Here is a 24,475-nt window from a genome sequence, read left to right on the forward strand (position 1 = left end):
ATGAATATTCTTGAGAACAAGCATCACATCATGCTCGACGCACTGGCAGAGGCCCCTGCCGACGCCAGGCAAAGCGTGCGCCTGTGTTTCGAACTGCTGTCCGCGGCTGCGGCAATCAACCGCGTGTGCGCGGTGCGCCTGGCTCGCCATAACCTGTCAGAGGGGCGTTTCGCCATCTTGCTGACGTTGCAAGCGGCTGGCGGACGCTTGTCGCCGCTGGAACTGGCGACGCGTCTGGCGATCACTTCGGGCACCGTCACCGGCCTGCTCGACGGCCTGCAAGGCGACGGCTTCATCAAGCGCCGCAAGGATGCCCATGACCGTCGCAAACTGAGCATCAGCCTTACCCCGGCAGGTGTTTCTGTCCTGGACGCGGTATTCGCCGAACACACCGACTGGATCGGCACGATCATGCACACACTGGACATCACACAGCGGGAAGCCCTTTCCGCCGCGCTACAGGCACTTTCGGCGAGCCCTGCCCTGGCATTGCCACCCGACAAGGACTGAAGCCAATACACCCGTCAAACCACATGGAGGTGGATGATGTTGCAGAATCAGAGCGTACTGGCACGAATCGGCAGGAAGCCGCGCGTGCACAGCGAGCGCGACCAGGTAAGGCGGCGCCAGGCCTGGCTTGAAGCCTGCCTGCCAGCAGCACTCTACCGGCGGCTGTTCATTCGCCGCCTCTCCAGCCACCCGCTAGCCATTGAAGGCTTCAGCTTTCGACCGGTGCAGAATCTGTACGAACTTGAGCAGGCCCTGCGCCTGGTCAACGACAGCTATGCCCGTCGCGGCATTGCTACTGTGTGCCGCGCCGGCATGCGCTTCTCACCCTTTCATCTGCTACCTGGCACCACCACGTTCGTGGCACTGAAAGGTGACCAGGTGGTGGGGACCGTGTCACTGATCGAAGACTCGCCGCTCGGTTTGCCGCTGGAAGACGTGCATGTCAACGAAGCAGTGTTGCAACGCCTGGGCGGTAACCGCCTGGCCGAAGTCGGCACCCTGGCGGTCTGTAGCCACTACAAAGGCAAAGGCGTGCCCCTCATGCTGTACAACGCCATGTTCCGTTGGGCCATGGACCATCGCCGGGTAAATAGCCTGCTGATCGCCGTGCACCCTCGCGCGGCCAGCTTCTACCGCAACGTGCTGTTCTTTTCGCCCATTGGCCCTGTGCAGACCTACACCAAACTCAACAATGCCCTGTCGCTACCCCTGGCGTTGAACCTGAACCAGGCACGCCAGGTGTTCGCCAAGGTCTACCAGCACCCAGGCCTTGGCTTTACCGTCGAGCAGCAGCACACCGATCTTTTCGACTTCTTCTGCGCACGGCATTTCCCGCACATCCAGTTGCCCGTCGCGCCGCCTCAAACCCACTGGAGCACTGACGAAGTGCTCACCCACATGGCACGTTGCGGCACTTCGCCGCGCCATCTGACGCCGCGGGTACGGCGGATTCTGCAACTGGATTGAGCAGCCCGCCCCGCGCTCCACACCACACGACTTTCATGGAGGATACGTTCATGGACATGGGATTGCTGCGCGCGATCTACAGGGAAATTACCCTCAGGCACCCGCTGGTGCGCACGCCTGAGCCTGATCTGGTAATGGCCGACGACGCCTGTGTCTCGGCTTACGCCGACAGTGCAGGCCAAGGCCAGGCGCTGTCCGGTACGTACCTGTACCACTGCGCCCAGATGTGTGCACTGATCAAACCCGGCGATGTCGTGCTGGACATCGGTTGTGGCCCGGCCAGCCTGTTGCTGCAACTGGCCCGCCTGAACCCGAGAGCCGAATTCATCGGCACCGACCTGTCAGCCACCATGCTCGAGGTGGGGCAGGCCTCGATTCGCCAGCAAGGCATCGACAACGTCGAACTGCGCGAGGAAGACATGACTCGCCTGGCCGGTATCGCCGACCGTAGCGTTGACGTGGTGATCTCTTCGATGGCGCTGCATCACCTGGCCGACCTCGCTCAACTGGAAGCCACGTTTCGCAACATCGCACGCGTGCTCCGCAATGACCGGGCCATCTACCTGAACGACTTTGGCCGGCTCAAGTCGGTAGAGTCGGTGGACTATTTCGTCAGCCGCGCCAGTGATGGGGCCGACCAGGCCACACTGCTCGACTACCGCAACTCGCTGTTGGCTGCTTTCTCTCTGGAAGAATTCCAGACCCTTGCCGCCAGCTACCTGGGCCCCTGTGCCAAGGTTTACAGCACGGCGGTCAGCCCTCTGATGATGGTGATCCGCACCCCCAAGCGGCGCTGTGTGGCAGCGATGAAGGGCGAATTTCGGCGACGCTACCGCGATTTGCCACGCAGCCGTCGGGCCGATGTCGACCAACTGCGGCTGTTCCTTGGCATGGGAGGCCTGGCAAGTGCGTTCTGAGCCGCAGGGGCTGCAAGCCGCCTTGGCAGCCTGGCGCGCAGCGCTGGGTGACGCCCATGTACAGAGTGACGCCAGCACGCTGCGCCAGCTGAGCCAGGACACCATGCGCTCGCCCGCCCATGCCAGTGCCAGGCTCAGGCCAGCCAACAGCGAGCAGGTAGCTGCCTGCCTGGCCATTGCACACCTGCACGGTGTCGCGGTGCAGCCGGTAAGCACAGGCCACAACTGGGGCTATGGCGGCGTGGCAACGCTTCACGGGCGCTGCGTGCAACTTGACCTGTCGCGCATGGACAAAATCCTTGCCTTCGACGAGGCTCTGGGTGTGGTCACCCTTGAACCAGGCGTTACCCAGGCCGCGCTGGCCGATTACCTGGCCAGTCGCAACCTGCCATTCCTTACGCCAGTCACCGGCGCAGGGCCCACCTGCAGTGTGTTGGCCAACGCGCTGGAGCGCGGCTTTGGCATCACACCGTTAACGGACCACTGGCAAGCCGTCATGGGCCTTGAAGCCATTCTGCCCGATGGCCAATGCTATCGCTCGCCGATGTGGGCAACGGGCACAACCGCCTGCTTCAAATGGGGCATCGGCCCCTACCTGGACGGCCTGTTCAGCCAGAGCGGGCTGGGGGTGGTGACAAACATGTCGATCGCCTTGGTCAAGCGCCCACAGGTCGTGCAACCGTTCTATTTCTGGGTGGATTCGGCAGCACAGCTCCCGGCCGCCCTCGATGGCATCAAGCGCATTCTGGAACGTTGCGGCAGCCAGGTGGGCGGCATCAACCTGATGAACAGCACGCGTCTGCTAAGCATGGCCTACGATACCCGGCCCCTTACCCAACTGAATCAGGCCGAACGCAACGCCGCCGCGCAATCGCTGGCATTGCCCGCCTGGATGGGGGTAGGTTCGATCTACTGCGAACAGGCGCAGCTGGCCTCGCTCAAGGGCATCATCCGCAGCGAACTGCGGCGGTTCTGCAGCCGTTACCTGTTCCGCAGCCAACGCCAGCTGGCGCTGACTGAGCGTGCCTTGCGTCTGCTGCCGGGGGCCTGGTCCAGGCGTTGGCAACTGACCTTGAGCAAACTGCGCATGGGCGTTGAACTGATGGAAGGCCAGCCGAACCAGGTGGCACTGCCGCTGGCTTACGCCGCAGGTGCGCAACCGCAGCAAGGCACCTTGCTCGACCCGGCCCGGGACAACTGCGGCCTGATCTGGTACGCGCCCATCCTGCCTCTGCGCAGCCAGCAGGTAGCCACCTTCGTCTCGCACATGGAACAGGCTTGCGAAACCCACCGAATGCCCTGCCCGGTTACCCTCACCACCTTGTCGGGCCGCGCAATCGACTGCACCGTGCCGCTACTGTTCGACCGCAACGATGCCCCCGGCAGCAGCCGCGCCGAAGACTGCTACCGGCAGTTGTTCCGCACGGGCAGACAGCAAGGCGTACTGCCCTATCGGCTTCCCCTGGCCTTCATGGGCTTGCTGAGCGAAACACAAGCGTCTGCCTGGCAACTCGGACAGCGCATCAAGGATGCGCTGGACCCAGAGCACCTGCTCGCGCCAGGGCGTTACTGCCCGTTGGCGCCAGCCCCCCACTGCCAACCTGCTGTGATGGAGCCTCAGCAATGACTGATGATCGCAAGTCCCTGATCGACCTTGGCCAACTGCCAACCCGCAACCTGGCCGAATGCCTGGCCGTGGATCAGGCGACACTGGCCAATGCACTGGTCACCCGGTTACCTGCGGCGCTGGTCGCGCAACTGGCTGTCTGCGCTGACCAGGTTCAGACGCTGGGCCTGTCAAAAAAGGTTGCAGCCATCGGCCTGGCGCTGGGCCAATGGCTGGAACATGCACCCGCCCCCCTGCGCCAGGAGGTGTTCGAGCAATGCTGTGCGCACCCGTCCGACACCGTACGCAGCTGGGCAGCCTTCGCTCAGGCGCACCTGTCACGCACCTTGCCTGCACAAGACGCCCTGCTGGCGCAGTTGCGCTTCGCCCGCGATGAGCATTTTGGTGTACGCGAATGGGCCTGGATTGCCCTGCGCCCACGCCTGGCACAGCAGTTGGACGCCGCCCTGCCGTTGCTCAGCCGCTACGCAGGCGACGCAGACCCGCTGGTGCGACGCTTTTGTATCGAAATCCTGCGCCCACGTGGCGTCTGGTGTGAGCATATAGCCTCGCTCAAAGAACAACCGGAAGTGGCCGAGCTGTTGCTGGTGCCGCTGTTGGCCGAGGCTGAAAAGTACGCCCAGGACTCGGTCGCCAACTGGCTTAACGATGCCAGCAAAACCCGACCCGATTGGGTGCTCCAGCTGTTCCAGCGCTATCCCCCCGGCTGCAAGGCCTCGCAGCGAATCCACGCCCGGGCAACCCGAAGCCTGCCCCAGTGAATCACCACAAGGAGAGAAGCATGTCACTCAAGGAAAAACTCGACGCCATCAAACAGCAGATGGGCCAACTGCCCGCCGACGTGCTGGAAAAATTCAGCACGTCGCTACAGGCCTTGATCGCACGCCACCCCGAAGCCCATGCGCTGAAAGCCGGCGACCGCGCACCACTGGCCGTGTTGGAGGATGCCGATGGCAAGGCGGTAGACCTGCATGCCTTGCTGGCACGCGGCCCATTGGTGCTGGTTTTCTATCGCGGCCTGTGGTGCCCGTTCTGCAATGCCGCGCTTGGCGAATACCAGCAGATGGTGGGTGACCTGGCCGCCAGCGGTGCCACCTTGGTGGCTGTCTCCGCCCAGAGCCCTGCCGCCACCTGGAAAACCCGCGAAGCCCTGGGGGTACGCTATCAACTGTTGAGCGACCCCGGCAACCACTTGGCGCGCCAGTACGGCATCGTCTTCGAACTGGAACCGGAGCTCGAGGCGGTGTACCGCTCACTCGGTGCAGACCTCAAGGCCCTCAATGCCAGCGACGACCTCAGTTTGCCGATGGCCAGCGCATTCGTCATCGGCCAGGATGGTCACATACGCCGGGCGCTCATCAATGTCGACTACTCCGAGCGCGCCGAACCCCAGGCACTGATCGAAGCCGCCAGCCACTGAGTGCCACTCCCCGGCACCGGTTTTCCCGGTGCCCCACCTCATCACGGACTGATGACATGAAACGTATCGCTATCATGGGGGCCGGCGTGGCCGGCCACCTGGCTGCCCTGTACCTGCGCAAGCGCTTGCCTGGCGTAGAAGTGACGCTGATCGGCCGCCCGGACCGCAAGCGGCCGATCGTCGGTGAGTCGACGGTCGAGCTGACCACGCATTTTTTCAAAGGTATCGGTCTGGGCAGCCTGCTTGAAGAAAAGCATTACCACAAATACGGCCTGACCTATTACCTGAAACTGCGCAACAACCCGGAGTGCCGTAACTACGTGGTCCATGAGGCACCTGGGGTGATCCGCATGCCCGCCTACAACCTCAACCGCTTCAGCTTCGACAAAGACCTGCGTGCCATCGTGGCCGACCAGCAGGTGCAATTGATCGAGGCCGACGTGGCTGCGGTCGACCTGCACGAAGGCGAGCACACCCGTCACCGCCTGACCCTGCGCAGCGAAGCGCAAACCTGGCAAATGGACGCCGACTGGGTGGTCGACGCCACCGGACGCAACCGTTTCATGGCCAAGAAGCTGAAGCTGCACAAGGAGCCGACCTACCAGCGCAGCACGTTCTGGTTCCGCCTTCGCCAGTTTGATCGCAACATCCTGCACAGCATCAACACCCACAAGGACAAGCATCACTGTTTCGACCCGTATTACGTCACCCATCACTTCTACGGCAAGGGCTACTGGATCTGGCTCATACCCATGCGCAGCGAAGACGGTGCCGACATGATCAGCATCGGTATTACCTACCGCCCGGACATGATCAACGAACGGATTGGCACGCTGGAAGCCTTCAAGGAAAGGGTCATGGCAGACCACCCGGTGATCACCGAGCTGATAGCATCGGGCGAAATCATCGACCAGCACGCCATGTACAACTACATGTACGAGGCCAACCAGTACTACTCCACCGATGGCTGGTTCCTGATCGGCGATGCAGCGTTCACCTTCGACCCGGCCAACAGTGCGGGGCTGGCCTATGTAGCCCAGCAGATACCGCAAGTGGCCGCCATGATCGAGAAAGACATCCAGGGCACGTTGACGCCCGCCTATGTCAATTGCCTGGAATCGCACATCCAGGCGCAACTGGCGCTTCAGGACACCTGGAGCAAGTGGTACGAGGTAATGGACGACCCGTTCCTGATGGGCTGGACGCTGCTGTTCGCCAACATGGCGTACTTCCATGTGGTGTTGCCCATGTATGTCAGCGGTGATTTTCTCGACGGCCATCAGGCCCAGCAATTCGCCGATTTGTTGCCACGCTACACGCGGGACTTGCAGCCATCACCGCTGCCCTTTGCCTGCCTGTTACGTGAAGTACGCCGTTCCAATCCGGGCATCAGCCCGCAGATGATCCCCAACCTGTATTCGCGCACCATCAACTTCGCCCTGTACAAGGCAGACAACCAGGCCCGGCCGCGATACGCCGCCAGCTACTTCCTGCGCTCGGCGCTGCTGCGCTTACGCTTGATGCGCATGGTGCGCTGGAGTTTGGCGCCTCGCCACCTGAAACTGCTGGCGCGGCATAGCCTGGGCACGCTGCAGGACTTGGGACGCGCTACCAGCCTGCGGCTGATGCCTTCACTGTTCTACAAGTACGGCGAGGCGCCCGAGCTGCTCAAGTCGCCGTTCGGCAGCGACGGCGGCTTCCTCGACCTGGCGCGCCACTGATGGGCATGCCCATGGCCGAAGCCAGCAGCGACTCACTGCTGGCTCATAGCGGTGTGCGCCTGGCTGCCGGGGTCCGTGATGGCACGCTGTCGCCGGTAGCACTGGTCGAACACAGCATCCGCCGCTGCCAAACCGTGCAACGGCGCTGCAACGCGGTGGCAGTGGCGCTGTACGACCAGGCGCGGCGGGCCGCCGAAGTTGCCGAACGCCAGCGAGACCAAGGCGTCCCGCTGGGTCGACTGCATGGCGTGCCCTTCAGCTTCAAGGAGGGCCTGGGGCTGGCCGATGCGCCCAAAACGTGCGGCTCACGCCGCCGACAGCACAAGATTGCCGGGTTTACCGCCACCGCCGCGCAACGCCTGATCGATGCGGGCGCCATTCCGGTCGCACTGGGCAACCAGGCCGAGATGGCGCTATGGCCAGAAACCGATAACCCTGTCTACGGCCGTACCAGCAGCCCCTACCGGAACGACCGGAGTGCCGGTGGCAGCAGTGGCGGTGATGCCGTGCTGGTAGCCAGCGCTTGCGTGCCTTTCGCGCTGGGTACCGACGGCGGTGGCTCGGTGCGAATCCCGGCTGCCTGCAACGGCATTTTCGGCCTCAAGCCGTCACGGGGGTTGGTGCCACTGACCGGGCATCTCCCGTTGGACGAACGCGGCCTGGGGCAGCCGAATGCCATGGCCATCGCCAGGCACTTTGCTGCCGGCCCATTGTGTCGGCATGCCGAAGACCTGCCCGTGCTGCTGGAGATCATTGCCGGGCCTGACCAACTGGACCGCAATATCCTCGACAGCTACGTACACCGCCCACCGCCTGTAGTGTTGCAACGCCTGTACCTGTGCCAGCCCAAACGCCTGGCCTGGGGAAGCCGGGTTTCGCCGGCCGTGGCTCAGGCGCTGGATGACGTGGCCCACCACTATCAAAGCCAAGGCACCCATGTCGAGCGCTGGCTACCCCACGCACTGAACGATGCGTTCGCCATCTGGTTGGCCGTGCTCAAGCAGGAAACCGGCGTGCGCCTGGCCGACATTCTCGGTGACGGCCAGCCTGTGGCGCATTTGGCGCATGCCTGGCAAGCACTGCTCGGCCAACCGCAGCATGCCACCGGGCCTTGGCTGGCAACCGTGCTCGACAGCCTGGGCGAATGCCTGGGTAACCCCGGCCTTGCAAGGCAGCTACCCAAACGCGATGCCCTGTTCCACGCGCTGACCGAACGGCTGGATGGCAACAGTGTACTGGCCCTGCCAGCGTTGCCCGGCACCTCGCCCGAGCATGGCCATGCCCTGCGCTACCCGGGGGATATCGGCTACACCGCGTTGTTCAACGTACTGGGCCTGCCGGCCCTGACGGTACCCATGGGGCGCCTCAATCAAGGCTGCCCGGTGGCCCTGCAGCTGGTGGCCGGCCCCGGCCAGGAGCATGTGCTGCTCGACGCAGCAGGCTCACTGGAGCTCGCATTCGGTGGCTGGATCGCACCGCCCTTCTGACCCAACACATTCGGGACACCATCATGCCCAATACCCTTCACGCCAGTACCGTGCAACTCGCGCCAACGGCGCCGGCACAGTCAGCCGTTGGCTCCCAGGCCGAACACCTGACCCTGATGTTTCTGCTGCAGCTCATCGTGATCTTCAGTGTTTCGCGGCTGATCGCCTGGTTCAGCACCCGCCGCTTGGGCCAAACGCCAGTCGCCGGCGAAATCCTTGCCGGGCTGGTGCTAGGCCCAAGCCTGCTCGGCTACTTTTTTCCTGAGCAACTGGCCGCGCTGTTCGTACCGCAAACGGCCACTGCCTTCGTGGTAACAGCACAAATCGGCCTTATCCTGCTGATGTTCCAGGTCGGCCTGGAGTTCGAGTTTGGTGCGCACCTCAAGGGCCGCAAGCGTTCGGTCATCATCATCAGCATGGGTGGGCTGCTGGTACCCTTTGCCAGCGGCATGCTCACTGCCGAGTACTTCTGGCAGCAAATCAGCGGGGACAGACCGCCCCTGCTGGCGTTCCAGCTGTTCTTCGCCACGGCACTGTCAATTACCGCTCTGCCCATCCTCGGGCGCATCTTCATGGAACTGGGCCTTTCGCGCTCGCGAGTCGCCACCCTTACCATCGGTGCGGCGGCAATAGACGATGTCTGTGGCTGGCTCATCCTTGGTGGCGTTACATCGCTGATCGCCTCGCAGTTCAACCCTTGGGCTTCGTTGGCCCGGGTGCTGGCGCTGGGCTTGTTCATTTTGCTGGTGATCGGCCTGGTGCGACCACTGATCATGCGCTGGATCCTCGGCGACCTGGAGCGCCGACCGCTGACGGCCCAAGGCATATCGCTGATGCTGATCATCCTGCTGGCCAGCGCGACCGTGACCAACCTGATCGGCGTGTTCTCGATCATCGGCGGTTTCATTCTCGGCGTTGCCCTGCACACTGAACGCCGCTTCGTCCAGCAGTGGAATGCCAAGGTCAGTGGCGTGGTCAATGCATTCTTCTTGCCGATATTCTTCGCCTACACCGGCCTGCGCACGGATGTGGGCGCCCTGGAAGGGACGACCGCACTGTGGAATTGCCTGCTGATCTGCCTGGTGGCCTTCGCCAGCAAGTTTTTCGGTGCCTACGGAGCCAGCCGCCTGCTTGGCGAAAGCCGCCGTGATGCGGCGCTGATAGGCGTGTGCATGAATACCCGGGCGCTGATGGAGCTGGTCGTGCTGAATGTCGGCTATGACCTGGGCGTACTTCCCAAGGAGTACTTCACCCTGTTGGTGATCATGGCCATCATCAGTACTTTCATCGCCTCACCCTTGATCCGGCTGCTCACAGCACATGCCCGCACCCCACGCTCGACCTCGGAGGCAACCGAGGTCGGCAGCAGCTGAAATCAGCGCGAGGTTTCGACGCGCAGCACTTCGGTGTAGATCGCGTCGACGGTCTGACCGACCTTGAGGTTCTTCATGCGCGCCTGCAGGTCCGGATTCTCGACCTTGACCACCTGCAGCTTGCCCTCTGGCGGCAGCAGGCTTACTTCATGCTTGGCGAGGTCGATCTTCTTGATCTGCGAGGTGACCCGGACCTGGCGGAATGCCTCGCCGCCCGGGTTTGGGTTTTGCGCCGTGGCGCGAATGGTGCCGGACTCCTCGCTGGCCTTCGGAGCCCCGCCCACATCGGTGTTGAGCACATAGGCCACGGCACGGGTAACGAAGATGTCGACCTGGTCCCCGACCTTGAGGTTGGGCAAGGCCTTGGCCTTTTCAGTGAGCTGGAACGTCACATCCTTCTTGTTATCAGGGCCTTTCACCGTGACCTGGCGGTTGGCCAGGTCGATGGCGGTAACTTGCGTGGTGACGTGACTTTCAAGCGCCTCGCTGGCAATCGGGATACCGGCAGCCTGCACCGTGAGGCTGGCAGTGGATGCCAGCGTGGCCAGGGCAACAGCACGAGCGAGAGAGCGAATCGGGTTCATAGGCCTGCTTCCATGTGATCAAGACCGGATAGGAGCGCGAAATGTTCACGCGCTCACAAGCATAGACCTTACCCGCCACCCTGCCGGCCTACACCCACTGCGACGCATTTCGTCTCTATCTCGCCAGCGCGACCGCTGTAATAGCAAATGCGAATCCTTTACACTTGATTTACATTTACAAATCATTACTATTCGTGACCTTCCAAAACAACAAAGAGTCACCTGTAATGGCAAAAAGGTCTGTTGCCCCAGCATCCATTTCCATGCTGGGCCTGCTGGTTGTGCCTGTTGTTCAAGCTGCCGTTCCAACCGATACACAGGGCAGCCTTGCCCTGCCCGCCACCGCCGTCACCAGCACCTACGAGCAACAAAGCTACAAGGCCAGCGAAAGCCGCAGCGCCATGAAGATTGACGCGCCGCTGCGCGATATCCCGCAAACCGTCAACGTCGTGCCCGAAAGCGTGATCAAGGACCAGGGCGCGCAATCCATGGAAGACGTGCTGAAGAACGTGCCCGGCATCGGCCTGTCCAACGGTGACGGTCAGCGCGACCAGGTGACCATTCGCGGCTTCAGCGCCATTGGTGACATGTACATCGACGGCGTGCGCGACGACGCCCTGTACTTCCGCGACCTGTCGAACATCGAGCGCGTCGAAGTCATCAAGGGCCCGGCTGCAGTGCTGTATGGCCGCGGCTCTTCCGGCGGCCTGATCAACAGCATCAGCAAGAAACCAAGCTTCACGCCCAAGCGCGAAGTCGGCATGAACTTCGACAGCGAAGGCAAGCGCCGTACCCAGTTCGACACCGGCTGGGCCGACCCGCAGAGCAACCAGGCCTACCGCGTGACTGGCGCCTTCGAAGACAGCGACACCTTCCGCGACGATGGCTACATCGACCGCAAGGCCATTGCGCCGTCGGCCTACTTCCGCCTGTCCGACGACCTGGAGCTGAACCTGGGGGCCACCTACCTGTACGACAAGCGCCTGATCGACTTCGGCATCCCGGCGCTGGGCAACCGCCCGGTAGACGTGGACCGCGACAAGCGCTTCGGCTCTGGCGACGCCGACCAGGACTACGCCCGCAGCGAAGTGTTCTCGCTGACCGCAAGCCTGGACTACCGCATCAACGACAGCTTTACCCTGACCAACACCAGCCGCTACTACCGCTACGACCTAGACCGCAACAACACCCTGGCCGACAGCAGCCCGACGCGCTTCGTCACCGCGCCCAACGGCGAACTGCTGGTCAAGCTCAACCGCGGCAACGTGGCCCGCGACGAGTACGGCGTGTTCAACCAGACCGAGCTCAAGCAACAGGCACAACTGGCCGGCATGCAGCACAACCTGCTGTATGGCGTTGAGGTGGGCTTCCAGGACAAGTACCAGCGCGTGCTGAGCCAGAACAACGTGGCCCAGGTGCCGGTTTACCGCGACGCCCTGGTGCCGGTACCGGACCATGCTGCCAACCTGTCGTCCAAGGGCACCAACTTCCAGCAGACCACCGGCCTGTACCTGCAGGACATGATCGAGCTCAACGAGCACTGGAAAGCCCTGGTGGGCGTGCGTTACGACATCTTCGGCCAGGAGTACGACGACGACCGCGTGCAGAACGTCGACCTCGACCGTACCGACAAAACCTGGAGCCCACGTGCCGGCCTGGTCTACCAGCCAGACGCGATTCAGTCCTACTACGTGTCGGTCAGCCGCAGCTACCAGCCTTCGGGTGAGGTGTTCGCGGTCAGCCCGACCAACCAGCACCTGGAGCCGGAGGAAACCACCAACTACGAAATCGGCGCCAAGTGGGACCTGCTCGACAGCCGCCTGTCGCTGACCGCAGCGGTGTTCCGGCTGGAACGCACCAACATGAAGACCGCCGACCCGGCCAACCCCAACCTGACCGTGCTGGCCGGCGAACAACGCACCGACGGCTTCGAGGCCACCGTCAGCGGGCAGCTTACGGACAAATGGCAAATCTACGCCGGCTACGCCTACCTGGATGCCCAGATCACCAAGTCCAACAGCAAGACCAACGGCGTGGCCAACGAAGGCCAGACCCCGACCCTGACGCCGCGTAACAGCGCCAACGTCTGGCTGGTACGTACCCTGACACCGCAATGGCGCGTGGCCGCCGGTGCCAATTACGTCGACGAACGCTACACCGCGCTCGACAACGTGGTGGTGATGCCGGGCTACACCACCTTCGACGCAGCGCTGCTGTACAGCGTGCCGCAGTGGGATGCCGCGCTGCGCCTGAAGAACGTGTTCGACCGCGACTATTATGCGTCTGCACACGGCTCGGTGGACCTGATTACGCCGGGCGCGCCGCGCACGCTGGAAGCCAGCTTCAACTACCGCTTCTGATGCCTGGTGCAGGAACGGGTTTGCGCTGCGTCACCTAGCCCTGTAGGAGCAGCCTTGTGCTGCGAAGAGGCCATTGCAGCCGAAGGTCATCTTCCGCCTTACCGGCCTCTTCGCAGCACAAGGCTACTCCTACAAGGTGATGCGGTAGCCTGAGTGATGGTGCAAGACAGTTGCTCCTGCACGGGAGCAGATTTGCGCCAGGCCATCACTCAGCGGTTACGCGTCACCCGCCACACCGTATTGGCCAGGTCATCGGCAATGATCAACGCCCCGCGCGGGTCCACGGTCACCCCCACCGGCCGCCCACGGGTCTTGCCATCCTCACCGCGAAAGCCCGTGGCAAAGTCGATTGGCTCGCCTGCCGGCCTGCCATTGCTGAACGGCACGAAAATAACCTTGTAGCCCACGGGGTCGGGCCGGTTCCAACTGCCGTGCTCGCCCACGAACACCCCATCGGCAAAGCCCTTGCCCATGGCCGGGATCGAGAAGTCGACACCCAATGCAGCCACATGCGAGCCCAGGCTGTAGTCCGGCTTGATCGCCGCAGCCACCTTGTCCGGGTTTTGCGGCCGTACCCGCTCATCCACATGCTGGCCCCAGTAGCTATAAGGCCAACCGTAGAAGCCACCTTCACGCACCGAAGTGAGGTAGTCCGGTACCAGGTCGGGGCCCAGTTCATCGCGCTCGTTGACCACCGTCCACAATTGCCCGGTCTGCGGCTGAATGGTCAATGCCGTCGGGTTGCGCAAGCCAGTGGCGTAAGGCCGGTGCGCGCCGGTTTCGGCATCGACCTGCCAGACCATGGCCCGATCGATCTCCACCTCCAGGCCGCGCTCGGTGATGTTGCTGTTCGAGCCGATCCCCACATACAGGTAGCGACCATCCGGGCTGATCGTCAGCGCCTTGGTCCAGTGGTGGTTGATCTCGGCCGGCAGGTCGGTGACCTTGGATGGCGGGCCGTCGGCCTGGGTCTGGCCTTCCTTGTAGTCAAAGCGCACCAGCGCATCCTGGTTGGCCACATACAGCTTGCCGTTGGCAAAGGCCAGGCCGTACGGTGCGTTGAGGTTTTCCGCGAACACGGTCTGCAGCTCGTAGGTGCCATCGCCGTCGGCATCGCGCAACAGGGTCAGGCGGTTGCCACCCTTGACCTGCGTATTGCCCTTGGCCTTGATCTGGCTGGCGATCACATCCTTGGGCTTGAGCTTGGCTGCGCTGCCGCCCCTGCCCTCGGCCACCAGAATGTCGCCATTGGGCAGCACCAGGCTCTGCCGCGGAATTTTCAGGTCAGTGGCAATGGCCGTGACGCTGAAGCCCTCCGGCACGGTCGGTTTCTGCTCGCCCCAGGCAACCGGCTGCGCAATCTTCATGCTCGGCAGCAGGCCACGCTGCGGCGCGGGCAATTTCGGGTCCGGGCCATGGGCCTGGGTTGGCTCGCCGTCGCCACCGCAGGCACCCAGCATCAGCGCCAGGCTCAACAGGCTCAATGCATGCAAAGGCTTCATGCCGCACCTCCCGAACGCAGGTTGCTCAAGCCGGTCCAGGCAGCCGCCACCGCGAGCACAGTCACGATTACCGATAGCACCAGCCCCGACGGCATTACCGCCCAGGCATCCTTGGCGTGCTCGAACGCATTGATCAGCCCAAGCACCCAGGTCACCAGCAGCAGCACGAAGTACAACGTGGCGCGCCCGCCCTTGCGTTCGGCGCGGACCAGGTTGGCCAGCGCAAACAACAGCGCCAGCCCGCAGAACACCAAGGCACCGGCGATCAGCCAGGCCGCGAAGTTGCTCCACTGGATCTGGTAGCTGTTGAAGTAGGCGATGTCGCTCAGCAATGCGCCAAGGAACAACGGCACACTGCCCGCCAGCAGCAGGGCGTGCAGCGGGCTGGGCGTACAGCGGTAGAGGGTTTGGTCAGTAGCGGTCACAGTGCCTCCTTTTCATTCAGTGACCCAAGGGGCTGATGGGCTTGCGCCATCAGGTGAGCGCAGGGTGCGCTTAGCAAAGGAGCGCCTTCACGACGCGATAGTTCACCGCTTCGCTGGAATGAAATATCCTGCAATGTATTGGATGCTCGGCTGGCGCAGTCCGTGTGGGAGCTGGCTCATCGAGGCGGCGAACCACCGCGAACATCGGTAAAGCCGGTACCATCTTCAGCCTGAAGCTGTGGCATCCCACTGCTACCACGGAGACAACCATGAGCAGACAACCGATTCGCCCACACGCGTCCTGGGCGCTGGCCACCCTGCTCGCCCTCAGCCTGGCGCTCATCGCAGGCTGCTCCAGCAAATCCGGCAAGGCCCGCTATGCCACGCCTGCCTCAGGCTCCAATTGCTTTGCCAAAGCGGTGCCCACGACCGGCGAAGGCGGCCTGGCCTGGGGCGACACCCTGAGCATTGCCCGTAAGAAGTCCATGAACAACTGCATACGCTATGCCGGCCGCTCGGGGGGCTCACCCAAGACTTGCCAAGTAGTGATGGCCAAGTGCAAGAACTGACACCCTGCCCGTGAGCTCAGCCTCGGAGGATCACAACCTCAAGGTACTCGCTGGGTACCACCAACGATGAAGGCCCTCCCAGGTTGCACTCATCCAGCAACTGAGCAAGGTCTCGCTCCAAAGCACTGGCCTTCTCGGCATCCAACGAAGCAAATGCCTTGTGCACCGGCCCATACCAGGTGCGAAACACTTCGATGAAATGCGCCGCCGAGCGATAGCGGAAGTTGAACTGCTGACGGCTGACTTTCAGTTCGCCAAGCGCCCCTTCGAACATCACGCGCAACTGCTCCTCATCGCCCCAGCGCGAAGGCGGCAAGGCACCGGGGGGTGGAGGAACATGCCGCCCGAGAATCTTGAACATCTGCCCGACAAAGCCTTGCGGAGTCCAGTTGGCCAGGCCGATGCGGCCACCGGGCCGGCACACCCGGGCCAGTTCGCGTGCGGCCTGGGCCTGGTCGGGGGCGAACATCACGCCGAAGGTGGAAAGCACGGCATCGAAGGTACCGTCGGCAAACGGCAACGCTTCGGCATCGGCGGCCTGGAACAGCACATTCAAGTGCTCGGCCCGCGCCCGCTCTTCGCCGCGCTTGAGCAGTTCGGGCACATAGTCGGTGGAGGTGACGCGACAGCCGCGCCGGGCAGCGGCCAGGGTGGCGTTGCCGTTGCCGGCAGCAACGTCCAGCACCTGCTCGTCCCAGCGCAAGTCGCAGGCCTCGGCCAAGCGTTCGCCAACCAGTTGCAGGGTGGTGCCGATTGCCGCGTAGTCACCACTGGCCCACGCGGCTTGCTGGCGGGCCTTCAAGGCATTGGTATCCAAAGGGGTGCTCATGGTCTGCGCCTTCTTGTCGTGCGCGGCCGAGGTCCTTCTGGCGGTCTTCGCGCCAAATATTGGGGGAGAAAATTTTAGCTTCTGTCGGGCGAAGCGGAAAGACGCATTGGGGATAGCGCCAAGATCAAAGTGCTATAGGAGGGCTAATGACTCAACCGCCGGCAAGCCAGCTCTCACAGGTACTGCACAAGCCTGAAGCCTGCTCCGTACCTGTGGGAGCGGGTTCACCCGCGAAGAACCCAGCGCGTTGGATGGCACCGGCTTCGCCGGTGTTCGCGGCTAAAGCCGCTCCCACAGGTACTGCATAAGCTCGAAGCCTGCGCGCTTCCACAGTGATCGCGCAAACGCTTGGATTTTGCCAGCACAGAATAACGGCTGGGACAGCTGCTATCAGGCCAACTTGGCCCGGGCCGCGTGCAGCTTCTTGTAGCTCTCGATCAGGCGCAAGTGGCGATCAAGGCCTTCGAGCTTCATGCTGGTCGGGGTCAGGCCATGGAAGCGCACGCTGCCGTCCAGCGAACCCAGCACCGCGTCCATGCGCGCATTGCCGAACATGCGGCGGAAGTTGGCTTCGTAATCGTCCATCTCCAGTTCGTCATCCAGCTGCACTTCCAGCACCACGTTCAGCGCTTGGTAGAACAGGCCGCGCTCGACGGTGTTGTCGTTGAACTGCAGGAACGCCTCGACCAGTTCCTTGGCATCCTCGAAGCGCTGCACTGCCAGGCAGATCAGCAGCTTCAGCTCCAGAATGGTCAACTGGCCCCATACGGTGTTCTCGTCGAACTCCACACCAATCAGCGTGGTGATGGTGGTGTAGTCATCCACATCGCAGTTGTCCAGGCGCTTGAGCAGCAGCTTGAGGGGGCGGCTTTCGAGGCTGTGCAGGTTGAGGATGTCGGCGCGGAACGACAAGGCGCGGTTGGTGTTGTCCCAGATCAGGTCCTCGACCGGGTAGATTTCCGAGTAGCCCGGCACCAGGATACGGCAGGCAGTCGCGCCAAGGTTGTCGTACACCGCCATGTACACTTCCTTGTCCAGGTCTTCGAGAATGCCGAACAGGGTGGCGGCCTCCTGAACATTGGAATCCTCGCCATGGCCGGAGAAGTCCCACTCGACGAACTCGAAGTCGGCCTTGGCGCCGAAGAAGCGCCACGACACCACGCCGCTGGAGTCGATGAAGTGCTCGACGAAGTTGTTCGGCTCGGTCAGCGCATGGCTTTCGAAGGTCGGCTGCGGCAGGTCGTTCAGGCCTTCGAAGCTGCGGCCCTGCAGCAGTTCGGTGAGGCTGCGCTCCAGCGCCACTTCAAGGCTCGGGTGGGCGCCGAACGAGGCGAACACGCCACCGGTGCGCGGGTTCATCAAGGTCACGCACATCACCGGGAACTCGCCACCCAGCGACGCATCCTTGACCAGCACCGGGAAGCCCTGCTCTTCCAGGCCCTGAATACCGGCAACAATGGCCGGGTACTTGGCCAGTACCTCCTGCGGCACGTCCGGCAGGCACAGCTCACCTTCAAGGATCTCGCGCTTCACGGCGCGCTCGAAGATTTCCGACAGGCACTGCACCTGTGCCTCGGCCAGGGTATTGCCGGCGCTCATGCCGTTGCTGAGGAACAGGTTTTCGATCAGGTTGGACGGGAAGTACACCACCTGCTGGTCGGACTGGCGCACGAACGGCAGCGAGCAGATGCCACGCGCAGTATTGCCCGAGTTGGTGTCGTACAGGTGCGAACCACGCAGCTCACCGTCCGGATTGTAGATTTCCAGGCAATGCTCGTCGAGGATCTCGGCCGGCAGCGCATCGCGCGGGCCTGGCTTGAACCACTGCTCGTTCGGGTAGTGCACGAACGGCGCGTTGGCCAGTTCCTCGCCCCAGAACTGGTCGTTGTAGAAGAAGTTGCAGTTCAGGCGTTCGATGAATTCGCCCAGCGCCGAGGCCAGCGCCGCTTCCTTGGTTGCACCCTTGCCGTTGGTGAAGCACATCGGCGACTGCGCATCGCGCACATGCAGCGACCATACGTTGGGCACGATATTGCGCCACGAAGCGATCTCGATCTTCATCCCCAGCCCGGCGAGAATGCCCGACATGTTGGCGATGGTCTGCTCCAGCGGCAGGTCCTTGCCTGGGATGTAGGTGCTGCTGTCCGCCACCGGCATCAACAGGCCCTGGGCGTCGGCATCGAGGTTGTCGACCACTTCGATCACGAACTCGGGGCCGGTCTGCACCACCTTTTTAACCGTGCAGCGGTCGATGGAGCGCAGGATGCCCTGGCGGTCCTTATCGGAAATGTCCTCGGGCAGCTCGACCTGGATCTTGAAGATCTGGTTGTAGCGGTTTTCCGGGTCGACGATGTTGTTCTGCGACAGGCGGATGTTCTCGGTGGGGATGTCCCGGGCCTGGCAGTACAGCTTGACGAAGTAAGCCGCGCACAAGGCCGAAGACGCCAGGAAATAGTCGAACGGGCCTGGGGCCGAACCATCGCCTTTGTAGCGGATCGGTTGGTCGGCGATCACCGTGAAGTCGTCGAACTTGGCTTCGAGACGGAGATTGTCGAGAAAATTGACCTTGATTTCCATGCGGGATTACCGTGATTTAAGCGTGCAAAACGAAATTGGCCGGCATTATCCGGGTTTTCACCCCGGAAGTCCTGTTTACCTCATCGCTTGCGCATTCCACCGGATTGCTTGCCTGATCCTCTGAACCTGCCCGCGCCTCCAGACCAGCGGTCATCCCCCTGTGCTAGCGTTTCTTCTCTGGGGAACAACGTATTCCCCGCACAGAAAAAAACACAGCGACAGCAACCGATGACTGGCAGGTGAACCATGGAACTACGCATCAACCAGAAGACCTATCAGGTCGAGGCGGACGCCGATACGCCCTTGTTGTGGGTGATCCGCGATGACCTGGGGCTGACCGGCACCAAGTACGGCTGCGGCCTGGCCCAGTGCGGCGCCTGTTCGGTGCTGGTAGACGGCAACGTGGTCCGCGCTTGCGTCACCCCGGTGGCCGGTGTGGTGGGGCGCGAGGTCACCACCATCGAGGCAATCGAAGCCGATGTCGTCGGCAAAAGGGTAGTTGCGGCCTGGGTCGAGCACCAGGTGGCGCAGTGCGGCTACTGCCAGTCCGGCCAGGTCATGGCCGCTACGGCGTTGCTCAAGCACACCCCCAAGCCCAGTGATGCGCAGATCGACGCGGCCATGGTCAACCTGTGCCGCTGCGGCACCTACAACGCCATCCATGCCGCGGTGCATGACCTGGCCCAAGGGGAGCAGGCCTGATGAACACGCCAGTAGACACCCCCGCCGAACTGCTCAAGTTGCAACTGGGCGAAACCGTCAACCTGTCGCGCCGGCGCTTTCTTGCCGGCACCGCAGTCGGCGCCCTGGTGCTGGGCTTCGGCCTGCCCATGGGCTCGGCCCGCGTGCAGGCCGCAGCCACGGCAACTGCGGAACGCGGCACCCAGGTGCCTGCGTTTCTGGAGATTCGCCCAGACGGCACGGTGCGCCTGCTCAGCCCTTTCATGGAAGGCGGGCAAGGCCCCTTCACCGCCATGGCGCAGATTGTGGGTGAAGAGCTGGATGTCGACCCCGTCAACTTCGTGGTCGATAGCGCACCACCGGGCGAAGCCTATGTAGTGATGGAAAACGGCATGCGCATCACCGGTGGCAGCATGTCGGTGCGCATGAGCTACCCGACCATGCGCCGCCTGGGCGCCCTTGCCCGGGCCATGCTGCTGCAGGCGGGCGCCGAACAGCTGGGCGTACCGGTGGAAGAACTCTCGACCACACCAGGAAACGTAGTACATACCACGACCGGGCGCTCGATACCCTACGGTGAACTGGCCGGACGCGCCATGGACCTGCCAGTGCCCGACCCGGCCAGCGTCAAGCTGCGTGACCCCAGCCAGTTTCGCTGGATTGGCAAACCCGTTCGCCGCCTGGATGCCTACGACAAGTCCACCGGCAAGGCCCAGTACTGCATCGACATAAAGGTCGACGGCATGCTCCACGCCGCGGTGCAGCACGCGCCCCGCCTGGGCATGACCGTGGGCAGCCTGCGCAACGAAGAGCAGGTCAAGGCCATGAAAGGCGTGCACTCGGTGCACCAGCTGGCGGGCGCCGTGGCCGTGGTTGCTGAACGCTGGTGGCACGCAAAGCGTGCGGTGGAGGCGATTCAGGTGGACTGGCAAGAGCCGACCGCCGACAGCAAGGTGCGGCCGATGCCGGCCGATTTCTCCAGCGACGCCTGGCGTGAACACCTGGCCACGGTCGAAGGCCCGGCCCGTGATGACGAAAACGAAGGCGATATCGCCGGCGCCTTGAGCAATGCCAAAACCAAGGTCGAAGCCAGCTACCACAACCAGTACCTGAACCATGCCCAGCTCGAGCCACCGTCCGCCCTCGCCCGCTTCAACCCGGACGGCACCCTGGACGTCTGGCTGCCCAACCAGGCCCCGGACATGTTCCGTGACGACATTGCCAAGCGCACCGGCCTGGAGCCTGCGCAGATCAACCTGCACTCGCCGCTACTGGGTGGCTTCTTTGGCCGCCACTTCCTGTACGACTCGGCCAACCCCTACCCGCAGGCGATTGCCTTGGCAAAAGCGGTTGGCCGGCCGGTAAAACTCATCTGGAGCCGCGAAGAAGAATTCCTGCGTGATGTGCTGCGCCCGGTCGCAGTGGTGAAGTTCCGCGCCGGGTTGGATGCCGACGGCATGCCGGTGGCCCTCGAAGCGGTCAGCGCCACCGAAGGCCCAACCGAGGCCTTGGCTGGCAAGCAAGGGGAAAAGATCGACCCGACCGCGCTTGAGGGGCTGTCAGGCAAATCGTACGCCATCGCCAACAAACGCATTGCCCAGATCTATGTCAAAGGCCCTGTCATGCTTGGCTACTGGCGCTCGGTGGGCAACTCGCTGAACGACTTCTTCTATGAATCGTTCCTTGATGAACTGGCCGACAAAGGCGGCAAGGACCCGTTCGCGCTACGCCTGCACCTGCTGCGCGACAACCCGCGGCTGACCAACCTGCTGAACGCGGTCGCCGAGTTGTCCGGGGGCTGGAAGCGCGGGCCGTTCACCGCCGAGGATGGCAGCAAACGGGCACGTGGCGTGGCCATGGCCTCACCGTTCGGCTCGGAGGCGGCCGTCATCGCCGAGGTATCGATCGAGAACGGACAGGTCAAGGTGCACGATATCTGGGAGGCCATCGACCCGGGCAGCATCGTCAACCCGGCGATCATCGAACACCAGGTCAACGGCGCGGTTGCCCTTGGCCTGTCGCAGACGCTGGTGGAAGAAGCGGTATACGTGGATGGCAAGCCACGCGCGCGCAACTACGACCTGTACCCGATCCTGCCGCCCTCGCGCATGGCCCGGGTGCATGTGCGCATTGTCGAAAGCGGGGCGAAGATGGGCGGTATCGGCGAGCCACCGCTACCCGCCGTGGCCCCGGCAGTGGCCAATGCGGTCGCGCAGCTTACCGGGCAGCGCGTACGCAGCCTGCCACTAAGCCGCCATACCTTCAGCTGATCGCACAAGGGACGCCCCATGACCCATCGTTTCGCAAGAACCGCTGGTTGGCTGGCGCTGCCGTGCCTGGTCGCGGCAGGCCTGCTGGCCTGGTATGTCACCCGTGAGCCGGCCTCGCCGCTTGCCGACGCACAGGCCACTGCCGCTGACCCGGCGCTGATCAGCCGCGGCGAGTACGTGGCCCGCCTCAGCGACTGCGTGGCCTGCCACAGCCTGCCGGAGGGCAAACCGTTCGCTGGCGGGCTGGAAATGGCCACCCCGCTGGGCGCCATCCACGCCACCAATATCACCCCTGATCGCGACAGCGGTATCGGCAGCTACAGCCTGGCCGACTTCGACCGTGCCGTGCGCCAGGGGGTCGCGCCCGGTGGCCGACGGCTGTACCCGGCCATGCCCTACCCGTCTTACGCCAAGCTCAGCGATGACGATGTAAAGGCGCTGTACGCGTTCTTCATGCACAGCGTGCAACCGGTGCAGCAGGCCAACCTGGCCAGCGACATCCCTTGGCCACTGAACCTGCGCTGGCCAATCGCCTTGTGGAATGGCCTGTTCGCTGCCACCACGCCATACGCCGCCAAGCCCGGTCAAGATGCGCAGTGGAACCGGGGTGCCTACATCGTTCAGGGCCCCGGCCACTGCGGCAGCTGCCACACCCCACGCGGCCTGGCCTTCAACGAAAAGGCCCTGGATGAAGGCGGCAAGCCGTTCCTGGCAGGTGCCCTGCTCGACGGCTGGTACGCACCAAGCCTGCGCGCCGACCACAACACTGGGCTGGGGCGCTGGAGCGAAGCAGAAATCGCGCAGTTTCTGAAAACCGGGCGTAACCGGCATGCCGTGGTGTTCGGCTCGATGACCGAAGCGTTCAACAACTCCACGCAGTTCATGAACGACGATGACCTGGCTGCCATCGCCCATTATCTGAAGTCGCTGCCGGGCGACCCACAGCGCGATGGGGCGCCGTGGCAGTACCAGGCCGAATCGGCAGCGGCACGGCTAGACAACCCGGGGGCGCATACCTACGTGACCCGCTGCGCGTCGTGCCACGGTCTGGACGGCAAAGGCCAGGCCGAGTGGATGCCGCCATTGGCGGGGGCCACCTCGGCACTGGCGAAAGAAGACGCCTCGGCGATCAATATCACCCTCAATGGTTCGCAGCGAGTGGTGGCTGCCGGGGTACCCGATGCCTATCGCATGCCGGCTTTCCGCGAGCAGTTGAGTGACCAGGAAATTGCCGAGGTGCTGAGCTTCGTGCGCACGGCCTGGGGCAACCATGGAGGCGCCGTGAATGCGCAGGCAGTGGGTAAGTTGCGCGGGCATACCGACCCGGCCAGCAGCAGCCCGATCATCCTGCATATGCGCTGAAAGTGAGGGTGCCTGTGCCGGCCTCTTCGCGGGTAAACCCGCTCCCACAGGTACTTCACTAGTTTCCAAGGCGGCGCGCTTCCTGTGGGAGCGGGTTTACCCGCGAAGAGGCCGGTACAGCCACCCTTGAACATCAGGCTTTGATGGAACCCCAATGGAAAGCATTGATCTGTTGGTTTTGCGCACCACCCGAGACTGGCTCGCCACCGGCCATAGCGTCCTGCTGGCCACGGTCGCCCGCACCTGGGGCTCCTCCCCCCGCCCGGTCGGCTCGATGATGGCCTTGCGCAGCGACGGCCGCGTGGTTGGCAGTGTCTCCGGTGGCTGCATCGAGGACGACCTCATCCACCGCTACACCACCGCATACGGCGGCCCCGGCATGCCCGGTGGCCTGCCTCAGGTTGTACGTTACGGCGTCAGTGCCGATGAGGCGCACCGTTTTGGCCTGCCCTGTGGCGGCACCCTGGAGCTGGTCCTTGAGTTCGCCCTGCCGCTGGAACACCTTGAGCAACTGCTGGCCGGCCTCGACGATGGCCGCCTGATCCGCCGCAGGCTCGATTTGTACAGCGGCGAAGTAAGCCTTGCCTCCACCTCTACACCCGACCTGTTCAGCTTCGACGGCCAGTGCATGCTCAGTACCCTCGGCCCCGGCTACCGCCTGCTGCTGATCGGTGCCGGCGCCTTGGCCGAGTACCTCGCTACCATGGCGCTGTTCAACGGTTTCAGCGTTTCGCTGTGCGACCCGCGCCCGGAGTACACGGCCGGCTGGAATGTGGCCGGGGTCAACCTGCTGCCCGGCATGCCGGACGACGTGGTCCGCGCCTTTGACGCAGACGTTCGCAGTGCCATCGTCGCGGTCAGCCATGACCCCAAGCTGGACGACCTGGCCCTGCTCGAAGCCTTGCACAGCCCTGCGTTCTACATTGGCGCCATCGGCTCGCGGCGCAACAGCCAGCTGCGCCGTGAGCGCCTGATCGAACACTTCGGCGAAAGCGAGACCTCGCTGCAGCGCCTGCACGGCCCGATTGGCATCTACATTGGTAGCAAGACGCCGGCCGAGATCGCCGTCAGTGTCATGGCCGAAATCCTCGCGGCAAAAAACGACGTCACCCTGCCCGGTGCGGTCAACGTGACCCAGGCCAAGCTAACCCGAGAAGCCTCGCATCGGTGATTCCTGCTGGCGCGATCTCATTGTGGGAGCGGCCTTGCGTCGCGAAAGGGCCGCGAAGCGGCCCCAGGTTCTGTGCATGAGCGCAAAATCGCCGGGGCCGCTTTGCGGCCCTTTCCGACCGGTC

General features: G+C 63.4%; 20 protein-coding genes. 15 read left to right on the forward strand and 5 right to left on the reverse strand.

The window, feature by feature from the left end:
* The 9 genes from ABOC32_RS19710 to ABOC32_RS19750 are packed head-to-tail and all read left to right on the forward strand — an operon-like array spanning position 1 to position 10,021.
* Complete coding sequence (locus ABOC32_RS19710; RefSeq protein WP_426808492.1) at positions 1 to 510, forward strand: MarR family winged helix-turn-helix transcriptional regulator; 510 nt, start codon at positions 1 to 3, stop codon at positions 508 to 510.
* 33 nt (positions 511 to 543) lie between these two features.
* Entirely contained in the window at positions 544 to 1,476 is a 933-nt protein-coding gene (locus ABOC32_RS19715) for a GNAT family N-acetyltransferase (RefSeq protein ID WP_426808493.1), read from the forward strand.
* 50 nt (positions 1,477 to 1,526) lie between these two features.
* Positions 1,527 to 2,393 carry a class I SAM-dependent methyltransferase gene (locus tag ABOC32_RS19720; RefSeq protein WP_016713824.1) on the forward strand — a complete coding sequence of 289 codons (867 nt, stop codon included), beginning with the start codon at positions 1,527 to 1,529 and terminating at the stop codon, positions 2,391 to 2,393.
* On the forward strand, positions 2,383 to 4,020 hold the full coding sequence (locus ABOC32_RS19725; protein ID WP_426808494.1) for an FAD-binding oxidoreductase: 1,638 nt from the start codon (positions 2,383 to 2,385) through the stop codon (positions 4,018 to 4,020). The genes ABOC32_RS19720 and ABOC32_RS19725 overlap by 11 nt, the downstream gene beginning before the upstream one ends.
* On the forward strand, positions 4,017 to 4,781 hold the full coding sequence (locus ABOC32_RS19730; protein WP_426808495.1) for a hypothetical protein: 765 nt from the start codon (positions 4,017 to 4,019) through the stop codon (positions 4,779 to 4,781). The genes ABOC32_RS19725 and ABOC32_RS19730 overlap by 4 nt, the downstream gene beginning before the upstream one ends.
* A 20-nt stretch (positions 4,782 to 4,801) precedes the next feature.
* On the forward strand, positions 4,802 to 5,440 hold the full coding sequence (locus tag ABOC32_RS19735; protein WP_426808496.1) for a peroxiredoxin-like family protein: 639 nt from the start codon (positions 4,802 to 4,804) through the stop codon (positions 5,438 to 5,440).
* 56 nt (positions 5,441 to 5,496) lie between these two features.
* Positions 5,497 to 7,161, forward strand: coding sequence for an NAD(P)/FAD-dependent oxidoreductase (locus ABOC32_RS19740; RefSeq protein WP_426808497.1), 1,665 nt, complete (start codon positions 5,497 to 5,499; stop codon positions 7,159 to 7,161).
* A complete protein-coding gene (locus tag ABOC32_RS19745; protein WP_426808498.1) occupies positions 7,161 to 8,648 on the forward strand; it encodes an amidase in 1,488 nt (495 codons plus the stop codon). Before ABOC32_RS19740 ends, ABOC32_RS19745 begins: the two co-directional genes overlap by 1 nt.
* A gap of 23 nt (positions 8,649 to 8,671) precedes the next feature.
* Complete coding sequence (locus tag ABOC32_RS19750; RefSeq protein WP_234227955.1) at positions 8,672 to 10,021, forward strand: cation:proton antiporter; 1,350 nt, start codon at positions 8,672 to 8,674, stop codon at positions 10,019 to 10,021.
* Between the two features lie 2 nt (positions 10,022 to 10,023).
* Here ABOC32_RS19750 and ABOC32_RS19755 read toward each other — a convergent pair whose 3' ends face one another.
* Positions 10,024 to 10,605, reverse strand: coding sequence for a hypothetical protein (locus ABOC32_RS19755; protein ID WP_426808499.1), 582 nt, complete (start codon positions 10,603 to 10,605; stop codon positions 10,024 to 10,026).
* A 227-nt stretch (positions 10,606 to 10,832) separates the two neighbouring features.
* On the opposite strand from ABOC32_RS19755, the gene ABOC32_RS19760 reads away from it, so the two are divergent.
* On the forward strand, positions 10,833 to 12,965 hold the full coding sequence (locus ABOC32_RS19760) for a TonB-dependent receptor (RefSeq protein WP_426808500.1): 2,133 nt from the start codon (positions 10,833 to 10,835) through the stop codon (positions 12,963 to 12,965).
* Between the two features lie 209 nt (positions 12,966 to 13,174).
* Here the strand turns inward: ABOC32_RS19760 and ABOC32_RS19765 are convergent, their stop codons facing one another.
* Both ABOC32_RS19765 and ABOC32_RS19770 read right to left on the reverse strand, forming a co-directional pair.
* Positions 13,175 to 14,467, reverse strand: a complete 1,293-nt coding sequence (locus tag ABOC32_RS19765) for a PQQ-dependent sugar dehydrogenase (protein ID WP_426808501.1) — start codon at positions 14,465 to 14,467, stop codon at positions 13,175 to 13,177.
* Positions 14,464 to 14,892: a DUF2231 domain-containing protein gene (locus tag ABOC32_RS19770; protein WP_426808502.1), complete on the reverse strand. Its 429-nt coding sequence runs from the start codon at positions 14,890 to 14,892 to the stop codon at positions 14,464 to 14,466. The genes ABOC32_RS19765 and ABOC32_RS19770 overlap by 4 nt, the downstream gene beginning before the upstream one ends.
* 269 nt (positions 14,893 to 15,161) lie before the next feature.
* Here ABOC32_RS19770 and ABOC32_RS19775 point away from each other — a divergent pair, with 269 nt between their 5' ends.
* Positions 15,162 to 15,461, forward strand: a complete 300-nt coding sequence (locus ABOC32_RS19775; protein ID WP_426808503.1) for a hypothetical protein — start codon at positions 15,162 to 15,164, stop codon at positions 15,459 to 15,461.
* Between the two features lie 16 nt (positions 15,462 to 15,477).
* Here the strand turns inward: ABOC32_RS19775 and ABOC32_RS19780 are convergent, their stop codons facing one another.
* Positions 15,478 to 16,290, reverse strand: coding sequence for a class I SAM-dependent methyltransferase (locus ABOC32_RS19780; RefSeq protein ID WP_426808504.1), 813 nt, complete (start codon positions 16,288 to 16,290; stop codon positions 15,478 to 15,480).
* Positions 16,291 to 16,680: 390 nt separating this feature from the next.
* Entirely contained in the window at positions 16,681 to 18,867 is a 2,187-nt protein-coding gene (locus ABOC32_RS19785) for an OsmC domain/YcaO domain-containing protein (RefSeq protein ID WP_426808505.1), read from the reverse strand.
* A 246-nt stretch (positions 18,868 to 19,113) separates the two neighbouring features.
* Here ABOC32_RS19785 and ABOC32_RS19790 point away from each other — a divergent pair, with 246 nt between their 5' ends.
* The 4 genes from ABOC32_RS19790 (at position 19,114) to ABOC32_RS19805 (ending at position 24,351) form a co-directional block, all read left to right on the forward strand.
* Positions 19,114 to 19,569 (forward strand): (2Fe-2S)-binding protein, encoded by a 456-nt coding sequence (locus tag ABOC32_RS19790; RefSeq protein ID WP_400622914.1) that lies wholly within the window; start codon positions 19,114 to 19,116, stop codon positions 19,567 to 19,569.
* The gene (locus ABOC32_RS19795) at positions 19,569 to 21,818 is read left to right on the forward strand and encodes a molybdopterin cofactor-binding domain-containing protein (RefSeq protein WP_426808506.1); all 2,250 of its coding nucleotides are present in this window, start codon (positions 19,569 to 19,571) and stop codon (positions 21,816 to 21,818) included. The genes ABOC32_RS19790 and ABOC32_RS19795 overlap by 1 nt, the downstream gene beginning before the upstream one ends.
* Before the next feature lie 18 nt (positions 21,819 to 21,836).
* On the forward strand, positions 21,837 to 23,180 hold the full coding sequence (locus tag ABOC32_RS19800; RefSeq protein WP_426808507.1) for a c-type cytochrome: 1,344 nt from the start codon (positions 21,837 to 21,839) through the stop codon (positions 23,178 to 23,180).
* A gap of 154 nt (positions 23,181 to 23,334) precedes the next feature.
* The gene (locus tag ABOC32_RS19805) at positions 23,335 to 24,351 is read left to right on the forward strand and encodes an XdhC family protein (RefSeq protein WP_426808508.1); all 1,017 of its coding nucleotides are present in this window, start codon (positions 23,335 to 23,337) and stop codon (positions 24,349 to 24,351) included.
* The last annotated feature ends 124 nt before the right edge of the window (positions 24,352 to 24,475 follow it).

It is taken from the genome of Pseudomonas sp. WOUb67, assembly GCF_050058005.1.
Lineage (GTDB): Bacteria > Pseudomonadota > Gammaproteobacteria > Pseudomonadales > Pseudomonadaceae > Aquipseudomonas > Aquipseudomonas putida_R.

Coding starts and splice junctions, on each gene's coding strand:
- ABOC32_RS19710 (WP_426808492.1), top strand. CDS start 1: ATGAATATTCTTGAGAACAAGCATCACATCATGCTCGACGCACTGGCA.
- ABOC32_RS19715 (WP_426808493.1), top strand. CDS start 544: ATGATGTTGCAGAATCAGAGCGTACTGGCACGAATCGGCAGGAAGCCG.
- ABOC32_RS19720 (WP_016713824.1), top strand. CDS start 1,527: ATGGACATGGGATTGCTGCGCGCGATCTACAGGGAAATTACCCTCAGG.
- ABOC32_RS19730 (WP_426808495.1), top strand. CDS start 4,017: ATGACTGATGATCGCAAGTCCCTGATCGACCTTGGCCAACTGCCAACC.
- ABOC32_RS19735 (WP_426808496.1), top strand. CDS start 4,802: ATGTCACTCAAGGAAAAACTCGACGCCATCAAACAGCAGATGGGCCAA.
- ABOC32_RS19740 (WP_426808497.1), top strand. CDS start 5,497: ATGAAACGTATCGCTATCATGGGGGCCGGCGTGGCCGGCCACCTGGCT.
- ABOC32_RS19745 (WP_426808498.1), top strand. CDS start 7,161: ATGGGCATGCCCATGGCCGAAGCCAGCAGCGACTCACTGCTGGCTCAT.
- ABOC32_RS19750 (WP_234227955.1), top strand. CDS start 8,672: ATGCCCAATACCCTTCACGCCAGTACCGTGCAACTCGCGCCAACGGCG.
- ABOC32_RS19755 (WP_426808499.1), bottom strand. CDS start 10,605: ATGAACCCGATTCGCTCTCTCGCTCGTGCTGTTGCCCTGGCCACGCTG.
- ABOC32_RS19760 (WP_426808500.1), top strand. CDS start 10,833: ATGGCAAAAAGGTCTGTTGCCCCAGCATCCATTTCCATGCTGGGCCTG.
- ABOC32_RS19765 (WP_426808501.1), bottom strand. CDS start 14,467: ATGAAGCCTTTGCATGCATTGAGCCTGTTGAGCCTGGCGCTGATGCTG.
- ABOC32_RS19775 (WP_426808503.1), top strand. CDS start 15,162: ATGAGCAGACAACCGATTCGCCCACACGCGTCCTGGGCGCTGGCCACC.
- ABOC32_RS19780 (WP_426808504.1), bottom strand. CDS start 16,290: ATGAGCACCCCTTTGGATACCAATGCCTTGAAGGCCCGCCAGCAAGCC.
- ABOC32_RS19785 (WP_426808505.1), bottom strand. CDS start 18,867: ATGGAAATCAAGGTCAATTTTCTCGACAATCTCCGTCTCGAAGCCAAG.
- ABOC32_RS19790 (WP_400622914.1), top strand. CDS start 19,114: ATGGAACTACGCATCAACCAGAAGACCTATCAGGTCGAGGCGGACGCC.
- ABOC32_RS19795 (WP_426808506.1), top strand. CDS start 19,569: ATGAACACGCCAGTAGACACCCCCGCCGAACTGCTCAAGTTGCAACTG.
- ABOC32_RS19800 (WP_426808507.1), top strand. CDS start 21,837: ATGACCCATCGTTTCGCAAGAACCGCTGGTTGGCTGGCGCTGCCGTGC.
- ABOC32_RS19805 (WP_426808508.1), top strand. CDS start 23,335: ATGGAAAGCATTGATCTGTTGGTTTTGCGCACCACCCGAGACTGGCTC.